The sequence below is a fragment of the Paenibacillus sp. HB172176 genome, assembly GCF_011947265.1.
Classification (GTDB): Bacteria; Bacillota; Bacilli; order Paenibacillales; family Paenibacillaceae; genus Pristimantibacillus.
Map to the genome: position 1 here is coordinate 383,088 of NZ_JAATHD010000002.1, position 14,220 is coordinate 397,307.

A 14,220-nucleotide genomic window follows, 5' to 3' on the forward strand; every position below is an offset into this window, starting at 1 on the left:
TGACGCTTATCTGCGCTCCGCCGGCCCGCCGACGAATACTTGCTCCTCGGTATCGAGTCCATATGCGGTATGCAGCGATTTAACAACCTCGTTAAGAGCCTCGGAAGCAATGACGCAAGAACATTTGATCTCCGAGGTGCTGACCATCTTGATGCTGACGCCAAGCGTGGAAATCGCTTCGAACATCTTCGCTGCTACGCCAGGATTGCTGACCATGCCTGCGCCGACGATAGACACCTTCACTAGCCCGTCCTCGGAGTCCGTCTCCCGATAAGGTACTGCGCCGCGAATGCCTTCAATAACGGAGATGGCCTTATCCTTATCCGTTCCCGATACCGTGAACGAGAAATCCGCCTTCCCGTCCTGCACGCCGCTTTGTACGATAATATCCACGTCGATTCCATTATTCGCAAGCGCGCCGAATACATTCGCCAGCACGCCGGGCACATCCTGAACGCCCATGATGCTGATTCTCGCCACATTCTTATCGAATGCAATGCCTCTTACGACGATTCCCTGTTCCATAATCGCTTCCTCCTTCACGCTCGTTCCTTCGTTTCTTGTAAAGCTGGAACGCACAACGAGCCGTACATTGTTGTGCTTGGCGTATTCAACCGCGCGCGGATGCAGCACGGCGGCGCCCAAATTGGCCAGCTCCAGCATTTCATCATAGGATATCTCATCCAACTTACGCGCATTCTTCACAACGCGCGGATCCGTCGAATAGACTCCGTCCACATCCGTATAGATTTCGCACACATCCGCTCCTACAGCTGCCGCCAGCGCGACTGCCGTCGTATCGGAACCGCCGCGTCCGAGCGTCGTAATCTCGCCTGCGTCGCTCACGCCTTGGAAGCCTGCGACAATGGCGACATTGCCTGCTTCCAGAGCCTTGAATATTCTTGACGGCTCAATGTTCGTAATCTTCGACTTTCCGAACGAGTTGTCCGTCTGCATGCCGGCCTGCCATCCCGTGAAGGACATCGCCTTGCCGCCTATTCCATCGATTGTCATGGCAAGCATCGCAATCGAGATTTGTTCCCCCACGGTCATCAGCATATCCATCTCCCTCGCAGGAGGATGCGGATTCAGCGCCTTCGACTGATCGATGAGATCATCGGTCGTATCTCCCATTGCAGAAACAACGACAACAATTTCATTGCCCTCTTTCTGCCTTTCCATAATGCGGTTTGCAACCCGCAGCATTCTCTCCGGCGTTCCTACCGAACTGCCACCAAACTTCATCACAATTAAAGACAAAGCGGTTTCACTCCCCAAACCTTGACGTATACATACAAGATCATATTATAACACAACTGCCCTTTATTTGGGCGATAATCATGAAAAAACCGCCCAATTGTTTGGGCGGCTAATCCGTTTTAGCGCAATTTCAATTCCTACGCACGGGAAATATATTTGCCTTCGCGCGTGTCGACAAGAAGAACATCGCCTTCGTTGATGAACAGCGGAACCTGTACGCTGTGGCCGGTTTCGAGCTTTGCGGATTTCGTCGCTCCCTGCGCCGTATTGCCTTTTACGCCCGGCTCAGTTTCCGTTACGGCAAGCTCGACGCTGTTCGGCATTTGAATGCCGAGAATTTCGCCTTGGTAGGAGGTAATGTTAACAGTCATATTTTCCTTCAGGAAGTTTAGCTCCCACTCGAGCTGTTTCTTGTCCAGGTTGAATTGGTCGTAGGTTTCATTGTCCATGAACGTATATTCCGAACCGGAATTGTACAAATATTGCACCGCGCGGTTCTCGATAATGGCACGGCCAATCGTTTCACCGGCGCGGAAGGTTTTCTCGACAACGTTGCCGTTGCGAAGATTTTTCAGCTTGGAGCGAACGAAAGCCGCTCCTTTGCCAGGTTTGACATGCTGGAAATCCAGAACGGTGAAAATGTCGTTGTCCACTTGCACGGTTAAGCCTGTCTTAAAGTCGTTTACTGAAATCATTGCTGATTCCCTCCTGAATGAATAGTTCCTACCCCAGGCAGATTAGCTCTTTCGGGGATGAGGTTAATATTTTAATACCGGAATCCGTAATAACGATATCATCTTCAATACGCACGCCGCCAAAGCCGGGTATGTATATGCCAGGTTCAACCGTTACTGTCATTCCGGGGGTTAAAATCGTATCGCTGAGCCTGGACAATCTTGGAGATTCATGAATCTCCATGCCGAGACCATGTCCCGTTCCGTGCCCGAATTGCTCGCCATAGCCATGCTTGGTTATGATATCGCGGGCCAGCGCATCCGCTTCCAGTCCCGTCATGCCCGGCATGATATGCTCCAATGCATGCAATTGGGCCTCAAGCACGATGCTATAGATTTCGCGGTGCTTGTCGGATGGCTTGCCGATGACGACGGTTCGCGTCAAATCGGAGCAATAGCCCTTGTAGTAGGCGCCGAAGTCCAGCTTGATGAACTCGTCCATGCCGATCGTTCGATCGCTGGCCACCCCATGCGGCAACGCCGATCGTTCGCCCGATGCTACGATTGTGTCGAAGGAAGAGCTCGTTGCGCCATGACTTCGCATGAACACCTCCATCTCGAGAGCAACATCCGTCTCCTTCATTCCGCTCTTGATAATGCCCGTAATATACTCGAACGTGCGATCTGCCAGATCAGCGGCTTCAAGCATGACAGCAAGCTCCGCTTCATCCTTGATCATTCTCAGCTTCTCCACAAGGCCAGAGGTCGGCTTCAGGCTTACGCCGTCCAACGTATTCGTCCATGTCGTAAATTCGGAATACGTGACATGCTCTTGCTCGAAGCCGAGCTTCTTCACGCCAAGCTGGACGAGCAGGTCCCGAATCTCCTCAAGAGGCTTCATGCCGTGCTCAATAACTTCAAAGCCGACGGCCTGCTCGACCGCCTGCACCCGATAACGGAAATCGGTAATCAAGCAGCATTTCTGCGGCGCGATGAGAACATAACCCGCTGAACCGGTGAAGCCGCTTATATAGCGCCTGTTATGCGGACTAGCGATCAGCAAAGCTTCTATTCCAGCATTCTCCATTAACGAAACAAGCTTTGTTACCCGATTATTCGTCATAGTGATCTCCTCTCGAGACTAGCTTCCATCCGATTGCGCCTTCCTGTGCAGTGCGTCGAGCGCCAGCTCATAGCCTATTGCTCCGAGTCCAACGATTTGACCGAGGGATATCGGGGCGATTACGGAATGATGCCGGAACTCCTCCCGCTTGTGAATATTGGACAAATGCACTTCAATGACCGGTATATTCACCGTGCTTAACGCATCGCGAATGCCATAGCTGTAATGCGTCCACGCGCCTGGATTCATAATAATGCCGTCCTGCTGCTCGTATGCGCTATGTATGCGGTCGATCATTTCGCCTTCATGATTCGTTTGGAAGAAATCGATTGAAACGCCGAGGCGATCCGCTTTCTCCCCGAGCCTTTGTTCGATCGATTGCAAGGTGTCGACGCCGTAAATGCCGGGCTCCCGGACGCCAAGCATATTCAAGTTCGGCCCATTCAATACAAGAATTCGAAGCATGTCAGCACCTCCTAATCAGCATTCTCCCTAGAGATGTCGAAGATCACTAGACATTTTACCACAAATGCCCTCCGCTTGAGAAGCGCATTGTCGAAATGGGTTTATTTCGCGGGAAACGGCTCTCTCGAGGCTTCTTCCGTAAATTCGAAGGCGATGGAATAGCCGATGAACAATCCCCATAACGTAAAGATGCATAGCTCCGTAAAGATGGAATTCCATCCGGCATTCGTCAGCTTCACCGTCATGCCCATGAACGGGCCTCCCGCAATGAACAAGACCGCCCACCAGCCAAGCCCGTAAAAAATGCCCGGCCATGGCCCGCGCAGCTTGCCTAGAATACGATAATAAAGCGCCGCTGCCGCCATCGAGAATACCATATACGCCGCAAGCCCCATAACGGAGCCTTGGATCGAGGCAAGGAAGTCATGCTTGAAAAAAGGCTCCAGAAAAAATCCCGGCAGCTCTTTCGTGAAATTCATGCCGTAAAGAAGCCAGCGAAGCAACCCCCATATCGCTCCTGCGAAGAAGCCGATCTTCAAGCTGAACGTCCATGGATTCGTGTGATGCTCTTCCTCGGCTCGCCGGCTCTGCCCGCTACTCCTATGATTTCGATCCTCCATACGCGAATCTCCCTTCGTTGAATTTGCTTGTCTGCTTGTCCTTAGTATGCGAAATAATGCCTCGCCATAACCGTCATTATCCATGGCTTGCCATTTAAGCCTTGCGCAATCGCTCGCAATTGGAGATTAGATCAAGTACAATAGTAGAGACATGCTACTGTCTTTCTTATTTGATGGAGAGATGAAACTTAATTAAGGATGGTGACCTACATTTGCCTCAGAATTCCAAGAATATATATGGCGGGCAAGCCGTTATTGAAGGCGTCATGTTTGCAGGCAAACATGTCAATGTAACGGCGGTCAGGCGCAAGAATAATGAAATCGTGTATTATGAAGTGCCACGCACCTCGAAGAGATGGGTGCAGGCGCTTAAGAAAATCCCGCTCGTGCGAGGCGTTGTCGGCATTATTGAGTCCAGCGCCAAAGGCTCGCAGCATCTCAATTTCTCGATGGAGGCATATGCCGAGGACGAGACGAAGGAAGCGGCTCAGGATGGAGCGGCGGTATCCGGGGAAATGCCGGCAGAAGAGAAAAAATCCGGCTTTAGCCTAAGCATGATTGTCGGCGTCGCCGTTGCGGGCGTCATCTCGTTCATCTTCGGCAAGCTGATTTTCACTGTTGCTCCGGCGGCGCTGGAACAAATCCTGTTCAAGAGCGTATTCGAGAGCCAAATCGGTCATAATCTAATAGAGGGACTCATCAAAATCGTTTTGTTGCTCGCCTATTTATACGTCATTTCCATGACCCCGTTAATCAAACGTCTGTTCCAGTATCACGGAGCAGAGCATAAGGTCATTACAACTTACGAGGCAGGTGAAGCGCTGACTGTAGATAACGTGAAGAAGCATACCCGCTTGCATTATCGTTGCGGATCGAGCTTTATCGTGTTCACCGTCATTGTCGGCGTCATTATTTACTCCCTGCCGATGTTTCATTGGGATTCGATGTGGGAGCGCATCTATATCCGCGTTCTGCTTCTGCCGGTTACGCTCGGCGTGTCTTATGAGGTACTTCGCTTGACGAATTCGGTAAGGGACGTTCCTTTCTTGCATTTCCTCGGCTACCCGGGGCTATGGCTGCAGCTGCTCACCACCAAGGAGCCGAACAACGAACAAATCGAGGTTTCGATTGCCTCCTTTAATCGCATGATGGAGCTTGACAAGCAAATAGCTGCCGTGCCGCATCAACAAGCGAATGTATCTTGATCGATGGATTCATTGATTTTGAGAAAGGCGTGATGAAGATGTTCAAATCTTCCAAAGGCATGAGTGTGATTGGCATCATTGTACTCTCGCTTATGATAATCGGTTTTCTTTTCTACTTGTTTAACAATCCGCTAGCCATGCTTCTCCCTATCGTCATATTCGGGGGAATCTTTCTCTTGTACAAATACCCTCCGTCCTTCCTGCGAGGCTTCAACAGCTCGCAGTATCAGCGAGCCGCCAAAGTAACGCAGATGAAAAAGCCCTCAGCCAAATCCCGCAAGGATCGCCCGAAGTCCAAGACCGTTCCATTCCGGGTCATCGAGGGCGGCAAGGATGACGATCTGCCGAAATATCATTAGCAGCTTATAAGCGCACCGCATAAAGCAAAAGAGCTGCCCCGTTCAACGTCATTGTTGACTTGAACGGGGCAGCTCTTGTTTTGTCGGCAGCCGCTATTTAGTCGCTTTCCATTTCGGCATGAATCGCTTTCAGCTCGTCCTGCCTCGATGAATCCCGGCGAAAATATTCAACCAAGGTTTCAATGCATGTAATGGAGTCCCAACTTAGATGATGCTCGATTCCTTCGACATCCGTATAGATATTCTCATCTTGCACGCCAATAATCGTCAGGAAATTTTCCAGAAGCTGATGGCGGTCCACTAACCGCTTTCCCATCTTCTTCCCTTTGTTCGTCAGAACAAGGCCGCGATATTTTTCATAGATGAGATAACTGTCCTTGTCGAGCTTCTGTATCATCTTCGTTACGGAGGAAGGATGCACCTCAAGTCCTTCGGCGATATCCGAAACTCTTGCGTAGCCCTTCTCATCGATTAGTTTATAAATGCGTTCCAAGTAGTCTTCCATGCTCGGAGTCGGCACTTTCAGGAACCCCCTATCTTGTGATCCAGCCCCGTAATTAAGGCGCCATCTTATTATCATACACTTTCCGTTATGTAACCTGCAAGCTTATCCACAGGAGACGGAACGGTTAGAATTTCATCCATTCCGGCGTAATCATGTTGAGCCAAACCGTAATCTTGGTCATTTGATCCGTGAACAAGAGCACGCCCATCAGAATCATAACGGCTCCGCCGATCTTCATTACTACCGCGGAATATTTCAGAATCCACCTGGCGGTTCCGAGGAAAAACGCGAGCACGAAGAACGGCACGGCGAATCCCAGAGAGTAGGCAGTCGTCAGACCGAACCAGGTTCCGGGATGCGAGGCCGCAAGCCCGAGAATGGCCGATAATGCAGGCCCCGTGCAAGGCGTCCAGCCCGCGGAGAAGCCGATCCCGAAGATGAAAGAGCTCAAGTATCCGGCCCGTTTCGGAACAAGATCCATTCTTCTCTCTTTCATAAGCAGCTGCGGCTTGAAGACGCCAATCAAGAACAATCCCATTAGTATGATCAGAATCGCGGATAACTGTCGAATAAGTTCATTATAATCATTAAAGAATTCGCTGAAAACGTTGGTGCCGTAGCCGAGCGTATAATACACCGTGCAGAAGCCGAATACGAAGAACAAGGTGTGGGTCATCATCAGCATTCGCTTCTGCTTCGACATCTTCGAATCTTTCAGCTCCGACACCGATATGCCGGTTATGTAGGACAGATAGGATGGATATAACGGAAGGCAGCAGGGGGATACGAATGATGCAAAGCCGGCGCCTACCGCCAGCCAGATGTTAATGTCGGACAATGCTTTCCCTTCTTTCTCTTCTTTCTCTATTGGCTCTCCAATCTTTTGAGATCAATGGCTTCATCGGACTCGCTTCAAGCCTCCCCTGAATGCGAGCAGCAGCATAAGAATAAGAATGAGCAGAAGAACGATGGTTCCGCCCGGAGCCAAATTCCAGATTCCCGCTATCAACAATCCGGCAATGACTGCGATTTCTCCGATGACAATTACAATCATCAAGCTTTGTCGAAAGCTTCTCGCAATTAGAAGCGTGCCAGCGGCAGGAATGGTCAGCAGCGCGGAAACGAGCAGCGCGCCTACGATCTTGATGGCGACGCTGATAACAAGCGCCGTGAGCACGCTAATCATAACATTGTAGAATCGAACGGGCAACCCGCTTACCGATGCCGCTTCCTCGTCGAAGGTCATTTGGAACAGCTCCTTCGCCTGCAGCCCGATCACGAGCAGAATAAGCAGCGTGACGCCTCCGATCAAATACAGATCCGTGCTGTTCAGCGTATAGATGCTGCCGAACAAGTAGCTGTCGATATCAACGGGAAAGCTCTGATCGAGTGTGAACAGTATGGAAGCTATCGCGATGCCTCCCGACATAATAATCGCAAGCGACAGCTCGGCATAAGCCTGGTACGCCTTGCGCAGCTTCTCGATTGCGAAGGATGCGGCCAAAGCGAACAGCATGCCTCCGGCCAGCGGATAGATGCCGACCAGAAATCCAAGCGCCACGCCCGCAATCGAAACATGCGACAGCGTATCTCCAATCATTGACAATCGGCGAAGCACAAGAAAAAGCCCGATCAGCGGCGCCGTAATACCGATTAGAACGCCTCCGATCAACGCCCGCTCAAAAAAATCAGCTGTAAGAATATCCAAGCTCCGAAACCTCTCTCTCCCGGTCCAGCTTCTCACGCAGCCCTTTCAAGCTGTGAGCCAGATTGCTCTCCACGCAATCTTGCGTTTCGTGAGAATGCTTGATATAAAATTTCAATTTGCCCGCGCTCGCCGCAGGCTCCTGTCCCAAATAGCCTCGTATCATGTCCATGTCATGGGACACCATGAGGAAGGTCATATGATGATGCTGATGCATATGCTTGATCATATGGAAGAAGCTTTGCTGCGTCTCCGCGTCGATGCCGACCGTCGGTTCGTCAAGAATGAGCAAGGAGGGACTGTTAATGAGCGCACGGGCAAGGAACACCCGCTGCTGCTGCCCTCCGGACAGCTCGCCGATTCGCTTGTCCGCAAGCTCCTGAATGCCCATCGCTTCAAGCGCGTCCGAGGTCATGGCATGCGATTTCTTCGTCAGCCGCTTGAACAGCATCTTCCTTCCATATAAGCCCGATTGCACAACCTCTCTGACGGTCGCCGGAAACTGCGGATTAAGCGCGTTTTTCTGCGGCACATAGCCGATTCGGTCCCAATCCTTGAACCGTTCGATAGGCTCGCCGAACAGCTTGATCACTCCGGAGCTTGGCTTGCTAAGGCCGACCAGCATGCGAAGCAAGGTCGTTTTTCCTGCGCCGTTCGTGCCGATCAGGCCTACGAAATCTCTTTCCTTCACGCTGAAGCTGATATCGTCGATGACCGTTTTATGCTGATAAGAGAAGGAAACATGCTCGGCCGATATCACTTCGCTGTGACAATTGTTATATTCGGTTGACGGGTTCGTATTTTGCGCCATATGGACTCTCCTGACAACGAAAAAGGAGCTGATCCCAGCCCCCGATCCGTTCATTCTCTTCTCTTATTGTAATGCCTGCTCTAAATTTTGCAAGTTCGAGGCCATGAGATCGAAGAAGGTCACGCCTTCCTTCTCCTGCTTCTTGGTTAAGCCCTCCAGCGGATTCAAGACCATCGTGTCGACATTCGCCTCGCTGGCGAGCGTCTTGGCCAATTGATCGGAAACCAGCTCCTCGAAGAAAATATATTTGACGCCGTGTTCCTTCACGAATTTCGCGATATTGAGAATATCCTGCGCCTTTGGCTCCGCCTCCGGACTCAGCCCCATAATCGACAGTTGATTCAGCCCATAATCACGAGCCACATAGCCGAAGCTTTGATGCGAAACCACGATATTTTTCTGCGGAACCTGCGACAACGCCGTCTCATATTGCTGATCCAACTGCTCCAGCTTCCCCTTCACCGTCGCAAAGTTCTGTTCGTAGATATCGGCATGCTCCGGATCCGCTTCCGCCAAGGCGTCTTTCACATTGGCAGCCTCGATCAAGACCGATTTGGGACTTACCCAGGTATGGGGATCCTTGTCGTAATCATGGTCATGATGATCCTCTGACGATGCTACTCCCGCTTCCTCGTCATTCATATCAAGCAAAGAAATGCCTTCGGACATCATCTTCACCGTTACTTTGCTGTCCTTCGACAGCCCTTGCCGGAAATCATCCACCCATCTCTCCAGACCAGCGCCGTTATAGAGCAAGAGATCGGCGTTCGAAGCTGTGATCAGATCTCTGCTCTTGGGCGTCCAATCATGCGGTTCCACCCCTGCCGAGATCAGATTATTCGCGCTCACCAGATCTCCTCCGATTTCGGTAACGAGGAAATAAAGCGGATAGAACGAGGTCACAACCTCCAGTTTTCCTTCTCCTGACTGATTCAAGTTCGAATCACCGCCGCCGCAGCCTGCCGCAAGCACTATGACGAGCAGCATCGATAAACCAAGCAAGCTTCCCTTGCTTGCAAGCTTTCCCTTCAACTTCTCCACATCCATTTCCAAATAAACCATATCTATAAATCAATTTAACGGTAATCGTTACGATTACCGTTAAAATTATAGGCGTATTCAGCTCTGATGTCAATACATGCTTATTCGCTTCGTTATTTCACGATTGCGCCGTTCGGCATATGCTCCGGTACAGTGGCGAGAGTCAGTACATCGCCTTGCGAAGCCGCGAGAATCATGCCCTGCGACAGCTCCCCCCTCAGCTTTACCGGCTTCAGGTTCGTGACGCATATTACCTTGCGGCCCACCAGTTCCTCCGGCTTGTAGCTCTTCGCGATGCCGGAAACAACCTGCCGCCGTTCATCGCCGAGATTCAGCTGAAGCTTGAGCAGCTTATCCGCCTTCGGAACAGGCTCGCATGCGATGACTTGCGCGACTCTCAGCTCTACCTTGGCGAAATCGTCGATGCCGATTTCCTCCTTGCCTTCAGTTGCCGAGGCTGATTTGGCTGCGCTTGAGTCTCCCTTGGAAGCTTCTGCCGCTCCCTCGTCCTTGTTTGCCGCCGGCAAGCCCCCGCTCATCGATGCTGCGATGAAAGCCGTCTCTTCCTCCATATCGAGCCTTGGGAAGATCGGAGTTCCCTTGCCTACCTTCGTTCCGCCCGGAATGCGTCCGAATGCGTTCATGCTGTCCCATTCCGTCAGCTTACCCGCGTCCAGACCGAGCTGCTTCCATATTTCAACAGGAGCATGGGTCAGGAATGGCTGCAGCATAATCGAAATATAGCGCAGCGACTCCGCGAGATGATGCATGACGGAAGCGAGTTCCGCTTTTCTGGATTCTTCCTTCGCCAATGTCCACGGCTGGGTCTCGTCGATATATTTATTCGTGCGGCTGATGTATTGCCACAGCGCCGTCAGCGCTACCGAAAATTCCATTCGCTCCATCGCGGCTTCCACCTTGTTCACGGTCTGGGAAGCAAGCTCCTCGAGCGAGGCATCGAAGTCTGTCGCTTGACCTTCATACGCCGGAATTTCGCCGCCGAAATATTTGGTAATCATCGCGATTGTCCGGTTCAACAAGTTGCCCAAATCATTCGCCAGATCAAAGTTGATTCGCTCGACGAAGTTATCCGGCGTGAACGCGCCGTCCGCTCCGAACGGAACCTCCCGAAGCAAATAATAACGCAGCGCATCAAGCCCATAACGATCGATCAATACGACGGGATCGACGACGGTGCCCTTCGATTTCGACATTTTTCCTTCCTTCGTCAGCAGCCAGCCATGCGCGAACACCTTCTTCGGAAGCGGCAGCTTAAGCGCCATGAGCATGATCGGCCAATAGATTGTGTGGAAGCGGACGATTTCTTTGCCTACGAGATGCACATCCGCGGGCCAGTAGGTTTTGAACTTATTATCCTTGCCCTCTTCGCCATAGCCAAGCGCCGTAATATAATTCGACAAAGCGTCAATCCAGACGTAGATAACATGCTTCGCGTCTCCGGGCACCTTGATGCCCCAATCGAAGGTTGTTCGCGATACCGCCAAATCCTCCAGCCCCGGCTTGATAAAATTATTGATCATCTCATTCTTCCGCGACTCCGGCTGAATGAACTGCGGATTGTCCTCGTAATGCTGCAGCAGCTGATCCGCATATTTGCTCATCCGGAAGAAGTAGCTCTCCTCCTTTACCAGCTCCACGGGTCTGCCGCAATCCGGACAATTGCCATTCACGAGCTGGCGTTCAAGGAAGAAGGATTCGCAAGGCGTGCAATACCAGCCTTCATAGGTGCCCTTGTAGATGTCATCCTGCTTCAGCAGCTGGTCAAAAATTTTCTCTACGATTACCTTGTGGCGATCCTCCGTGGTACGGATGAAATCATCGTTGGAAATTTCCAGCTTGCTCCAAAGCTCCTTGATCCCCACGACGATGTCATCGACGAATTGCTGCGGCGTGGTGCCCTTCTCCTCCGCCTTGCGCTCGATTTTCTGTCCATGCTCGTCTGTTCCGGTCAAATACCACACATCATAGCCGCGAAGCCGCTTGTATCTCGCCATCGCGTCTCCCGCCACCGTCGTATACGCATGTCCGATATGCAGCTTGTCGCTTGGATAATAAATCGGCGTCGTGATGTAAAAGGATTTTTTATTGGCCATTTGCTCCTAACCTCCGTCTTCTAGTCGAATCTTTCCCAAAACACAAAAAAAGCCCTCATCCAACATGGGACGGGAGCTGCAGCTCACGCGGTACCACCCAATTTCCAACAGCTCCGCGCATGCGCATGAACTGCTGCTTCATTCACCGTCACATCTTGTGACGGCTTCCGCCGCTAACGCCGGCTTCGCGTCATCCCCTGGCTGCTTCAGGCAGTTCGAAGACAAGGCCTCCCGGACCATCTTCAGGCGGTTTTCCTTGCCGGCTCGCAACATCTTGCCCGGCTCTCTGTGAAGGTTACACGCCTTACTCTTCCGTTCAATGGCTCCTATCATATTCTAAAATATACCTAATCCCGCATCCCCGTGTCAAGGCACCGGATCATAGCCTCCGGGATGGAAAGGATGGCATTTCGATATACGCCTCACGGCAAGCCAGCTTCCCTTCGCCGCTCCATACTTGGTAATCGCCTCCAGCGCATAGGCCGAGCAGGTCGGATAAAATCTGCAGGTCGGCGGCTTGAGAGGCGACAGCGCTTTGCGATAGATATGAATTCCGCCGATGAAGATCCTCTGCATCACGCGGGGTCTTTTCATTCGGGTCATGACAGTGCGTCAGCTTCTTCTTCCCGAACGCAAGAAGCGCAATATCCGAATACTTCAAATTTATGCTTTACGACCTTGAATTGCTGAGGGACGGCGGTCTGGTCCATGGGACAATGCTTGATGGGATAAGTCTTTCCGCATTGCAAACAGATCAAATGATGGTGATGTTGTTCTTCGCGGCAATGCAGCTTGAATTTGACGCCGTCCTCGAACATAATCTGCTCCAGCACGCCAAGCTCCTCCATGACTCTGAGGTTGCGGTAGACCGTATCGAAGCTGAGTCCGGAATATATCTTGCCCATATATTCATAGACATCCTTCGGCGACAGATAGCCCTGCTCCTGAACGAACAGCTTCGCCAGCGTCTTGCGTTGATCGGTCACCCGAAGGCCTTGGCTTGACAATCTAGCAATGATTTCTTCTACCGTATGCATCGCCGCATCTCCGATCTCTCTTCGTTTTTTCTCTTCCATCATGCACAAAAAAAAGACTCCCGTCAAATAAAGAGCCTGAGAAACGCTCGCATCCCGGCTGCCTTTACTTTCCGCTTCAGCAAAGGCTAGCCGTTCTGAGCCATATTCATGAGAAAGCTTGCGGACATGGCGAGGAACAAGAGCGTGCTGCCCGCAGCAATCAGCTTTCTCCTCCTGTTTAGACCTTCAATACGCCGGGCATCCTCGCCCATTCGCAGCGCCTCCGAATAAGCGCGTTGCTGGAACAAGTAGAAGATCACGGAAGCGACGAATAGAATATTTACGATTAACCATACTGCTGTCCAAAACACAGGCATACCTCCGCTTGTTAGCGTTTTCGTTCGATTGTTTTTGGGGCGTGTATGCATGCACGCCCTAGAGATACCATTTGTTTAGAGCGAACATGAATACGACAAAGCTGACGACCGCCCCGCCGAAGCTGTACCAGCCTGCCGCAAAGCGCTGTTGAAACATTTTGAGAATACCGAAGCTGAGAAGTCCGAATATGAGCATGATGAAGACAATGCCGAAAATAAATAACGAAGCATCTACGTTGCTGACATCCACTAATTCCAATGACGACACTCCCCTTGGTGAATATAGACACAATATACACCATTATACGGGAAGACCTGTCCATTATCCAGAGGCAGAGAAAGCGAATTCCCGTCAATTTTATGACAATCCCGCTCTACCAATCAATCGTATGCTCAATTGTTCTTCGATTGGTTCCGCGCTTTCGAAGCTTGATCTTCAGAATACCGCCCTTGATGCTAGCCTGGCAATAGCGAGGGCTGACAAGGGTCGGCAGCTTTACTGCCTTGCGTTTGCCTCCGGGCAAGCCTTCCACAAACACGCGATCCTCTCTTGCTTTCAGTCGAATATCTTCGTAGACGGCATGATGGGGCAATTTGATTTGAACGAAGAGATGGGTTTTGGACTCTTTGATTGCCGAGGATTTCACGCCGGACATATTGCTGGCCGCCTCAGGCAGCGTCTTCGTCATCATTCTTCTCACGAATTGCTCTACCCAATCCGGCTCGCGCAGCATCTCGAAGCCCTTCGGAAGCTGTTGTCCTTCCATCCATTGCTCCAGCTCATCCCAGTTCGCTGCCATCCCCCATCCCCCCTTCGACAATACTACGGCGTTGCTTTCAGCATATGCGGCTTTTCGCCCGACGGATACATACGCTGAGGTAACGTCTGGGCGAATGCCGCATAGGATATAGCAGAATCGAGAACACAACAAAAGGGTGATGCTT

Annotated in this window: 18 protein-coding genes; 2 read left to right on the top strand and 16 right to left on the bottom strand. The window is 51.3% G+C overall.

The genetic code is table 11. The features are described from left to right. Positions 1-6: 6 nt before the first annotated feature. From HFP08_RS04225 to HFP08_RS04245, 5 genes are all read right to left on the bottom strand, one after another. Complete coding sequence (locus HFP08_RS04225; protein ID WP_168119257.1) at positions 7-1,260, bottom strand: aspartate kinase; 1,254 nt, start codon at positions 1,258-1,260, stop codon at positions 7-9. Between the two features lie 137 nt (positions 1,261-1,397). Continuing rightward, positions 1,398-1,955 (bottom strand): elongation factor P, encoded by a 558-nt coding sequence (gene efp / locus HFP08_RS04230; protein ID WP_168119258.1) that lies wholly within the window; start codon positions 1,953-1,955, stop codon positions 1,398-1,400. A 28-nt stretch (positions 1,956-1,983) separates the two neighbouring features. After that, entirely contained in the window at positions 1,984-3,057 is a 1,074-nt protein-coding gene (locus tag HFP08_RS04235; protein WP_168119259.1) for a M24 family metallopeptidase, read from the bottom strand. An 18-nt stretch (positions 3,058-3,075) separates the two neighbouring features. Next, positions 3,076-3,522: a type II 3-dehydroquinate dehydratase gene (gene aroQ, locus HFP08_RS04240; RefSeq protein WP_168119260.1), complete on the bottom strand. Its 447-nt coding sequence runs from the start codon at positions 3,520-3,522 to the stop codon at positions 3,076-3,078. A gap of 101 nt (positions 3,523-3,623) precedes the next feature. Beyond that, positions 3,624-4,142: a YqhR family membrane protein gene (locus HFP08_RS04245; protein ID WP_168119261.1), complete on the bottom strand. Its 519-nt coding sequence runs from the start codon at positions 4,140-4,142 to the stop codon at positions 3,624-3,626. A gap of 212 nt (positions 4,143-4,354) precedes the next feature. Here HFP08_RS04245 and HFP08_RS04250 point away from each other — a divergent pair, with 212 nt between their 5' ends. After that, positions 4,355-5,347: a DUF1385 domain-containing protein gene (locus HFP08_RS04250; RefSeq protein ID WP_168119262.1), complete on the top strand. Its 993-nt coding sequence runs from the start codon at positions 4,355-4,357 to the stop codon at positions 5,345-5,347. A 32-nt stretch (positions 5,348-5,379) separates the two neighbouring features. Continuing rightward, positions 5,380-5,706 (top strand): hypothetical protein, encoded by a 327-nt coding sequence (locus HFP08_RS04255; protein WP_240941066.1) that lies wholly within the window; start codon positions 5,380-5,382, stop codon positions 5,704-5,706. A gap of 97 nt (positions 5,707-5,803) precedes the next feature. Here HFP08_RS04255 and mntR read toward each other — a convergent pair whose 3' ends face one another. The 11 genes from mntR to HFP08_RS04310 all read right to left on the bottom strand — a co-directional run bounded on the left by mntR (position 5,804) and on the right by HFP08_RS04310 (position 14,075). Continuing rightward, the gene (gene mntR, locus HFP08_RS04260) at positions 5,804-6,226 is read right to left on the bottom strand and encodes a transcriptional regulator MntR (protein ID WP_168119263.1); all 423 of its coding nucleotides are present in this window, start codon (positions 6,224-6,226) and stop codon (positions 5,804-5,806) included. A 109-nt stretch (positions 6,227-6,335) separates the two neighbouring features. Then, on the bottom strand, positions 6,336-7,049 hold the full coding sequence (locus HFP08_RS04265; protein WP_168119264.1) for a cytochrome c biogenesis CcdA family protein: 714 nt from the start codon (positions 7,047-7,049) through the stop codon (positions 6,336-6,338). 60 nt (positions 7,050-7,109) lie between these two features. Beyond that, positions 7,110-7,919, bottom strand: a complete 810-nt coding sequence (locus HFP08_RS04270; RefSeq protein WP_168119265.1) for a metal ABC transporter permease — start codon at positions 7,917-7,919, stop codon at positions 7,110-7,112. Continuing rightward, the gene (locus tag HFP08_RS04275; protein ID WP_168119266.1) at positions 7,900-8,727 is read right to left on the bottom strand and encodes a metal ABC transporter ATP-binding protein; all 828 of its coding nucleotides are present in this window, start codon (positions 8,725-8,727) and stop codon (positions 7,900-7,902) included. The genes HFP08_RS04270 and HFP08_RS04275 overlap by 20 nt, the downstream gene beginning before the upstream one ends. A gap of 63 nt (positions 8,728-8,790) precedes the next feature. Next, entirely contained in the window at positions 8,791-9,768 is a 978-nt protein-coding gene (locus HFP08_RS04280; protein ID WP_346768720.1) for a metal ABC transporter solute-binding protein, Zn/Mn family, read from the bottom strand. 113 nt (positions 9,769-9,881) lie between these two features. Next, positions 9,882-11,882 (bottom strand): methionine--tRNA ligase, encoded by a 2,001-nt coding sequence (gene metG, locus HFP08_RS04285; protein ID WP_168119267.1) that lies wholly within the window; start codon positions 11,880-11,882, stop codon positions 9,882-9,884. Positions 11,883-12,248: 366 nt separating this feature from the next. Continuing rightward, positions 12,249-12,485, bottom strand: coding sequence for a membrane protein insertion efficiency factor YidD (gene yidD, locus HFP08_RS04290; RefSeq protein ID WP_240941071.1), 237 nt, complete (start codon positions 12,483-12,485; stop codon positions 12,249-12,251). Beyond that, positions 12,482-12,919: a Fur family transcriptional regulator gene (locus HFP08_RS04295; protein ID WP_168119465.1), complete on the bottom strand. Its 438-nt coding sequence runs from the start codon at positions 12,917-12,919 to the stop codon at positions 12,482-12,484. Before HFP08_RS04295 ends, yidD begins: the two co-directional genes overlap by 4 nt. Positions 12,920-13,044: 125 nt before the next feature. Next, a complete protein-coding gene (locus HFP08_RS04300; RefSeq protein WP_168119268.1) occupies positions 13,045-13,269 on the bottom strand; it encodes a hypothetical protein in 225 nt (74 codons plus the stop codon). Positions 13,270-13,333: 64 nt separating this feature from the next. After that, on the bottom strand, positions 13,334-13,543 hold the full coding sequence (locus tag HFP08_RS04305; protein WP_240941072.1) for a hypothetical protein: 210 nt from the start codon (positions 13,541-13,543) through the stop codon (positions 13,334-13,336). Positions 13,544-13,649: 106 nt separating this feature from the next. Further along, complete coding sequence (locus HFP08_RS04310) at positions 13,650-14,075, bottom strand: Hsp20/alpha crystallin family protein (RefSeq protein WP_168119270.1); 426 nt, start codon at positions 14,073-14,075, stop codon at positions 13,650-13,652. Positions 14,076-14,220 lie beyond the last annotated feature (145 nt).

Bases quoted from the DNA above. Each gene is read 5' to 3' on its own strand.
- efp (WP_168119258.1), bottom strand. From the start codon at position 1,955: ATGATTTCAGTAAACGACTTTAAGACAGGCTTAACCGTGCAAGTGGAC.
- HFP08_RS04235 (WP_168119259.1), bottom strand. From the start codon at position 3,057: ATGACGAATAATCGGGTAACAAAGCTTGTTTCGTTAATGGAGAATGCT.
- aroQ (WP_168119260.1), bottom strand. From the start codon at position 3,522: ATGCTTCGAATTCTTGTATTGAATGGGCCGAACTTGAATATGCTTGGC.
- HFP08_RS04245 (WP_168119261.1), bottom strand. From the start codon at position 4,142: ATGGAGGATCGAAATCATAGGAGTAGCGGGCAGAGCCGGCGAGCCGAG.
- HFP08_RS04255 (WP_240941066.1), top strand. From the start codon at position 5,380: ATGAAGATGTTCAAATCTTCCAAAGGCATGAGTGTGATTGGCATCATT.
- HFP08_RS04275 (WP_168119266.1), bottom strand. From the start codon at position 8,727: ATGGCGCAAAATACGAACCCGTCAACCGAATATAACAATTGTCACAGC.
- metG (WP_168119267.1), bottom strand. From the start codon at position 11,882: ATGGCCAATAAAAAATCCTTTTACATCACGACGCCGATTTATTATCCA.
- yidD (WP_240941071.1), bottom strand. From the start codon at position 12,485: ATGACCCGAATGAAAAGACCCCGCGTGATGCAGAGGATCTTCATCGGC.
- HFP08_RS04295 (WP_168119465.1), bottom strand. From the start codon at position 12,919: ATGCATACGGTAGAAGAAATCATTGCTAGATTGTCAAGCCAAGGCCTT.
- HFP08_RS04310 (WP_168119270.1), bottom strand. From the start codon at position 14,075: ATGGCAGCGAACTGGGATGAGCTGGAGCAATGGATGGAAGGACAACAG.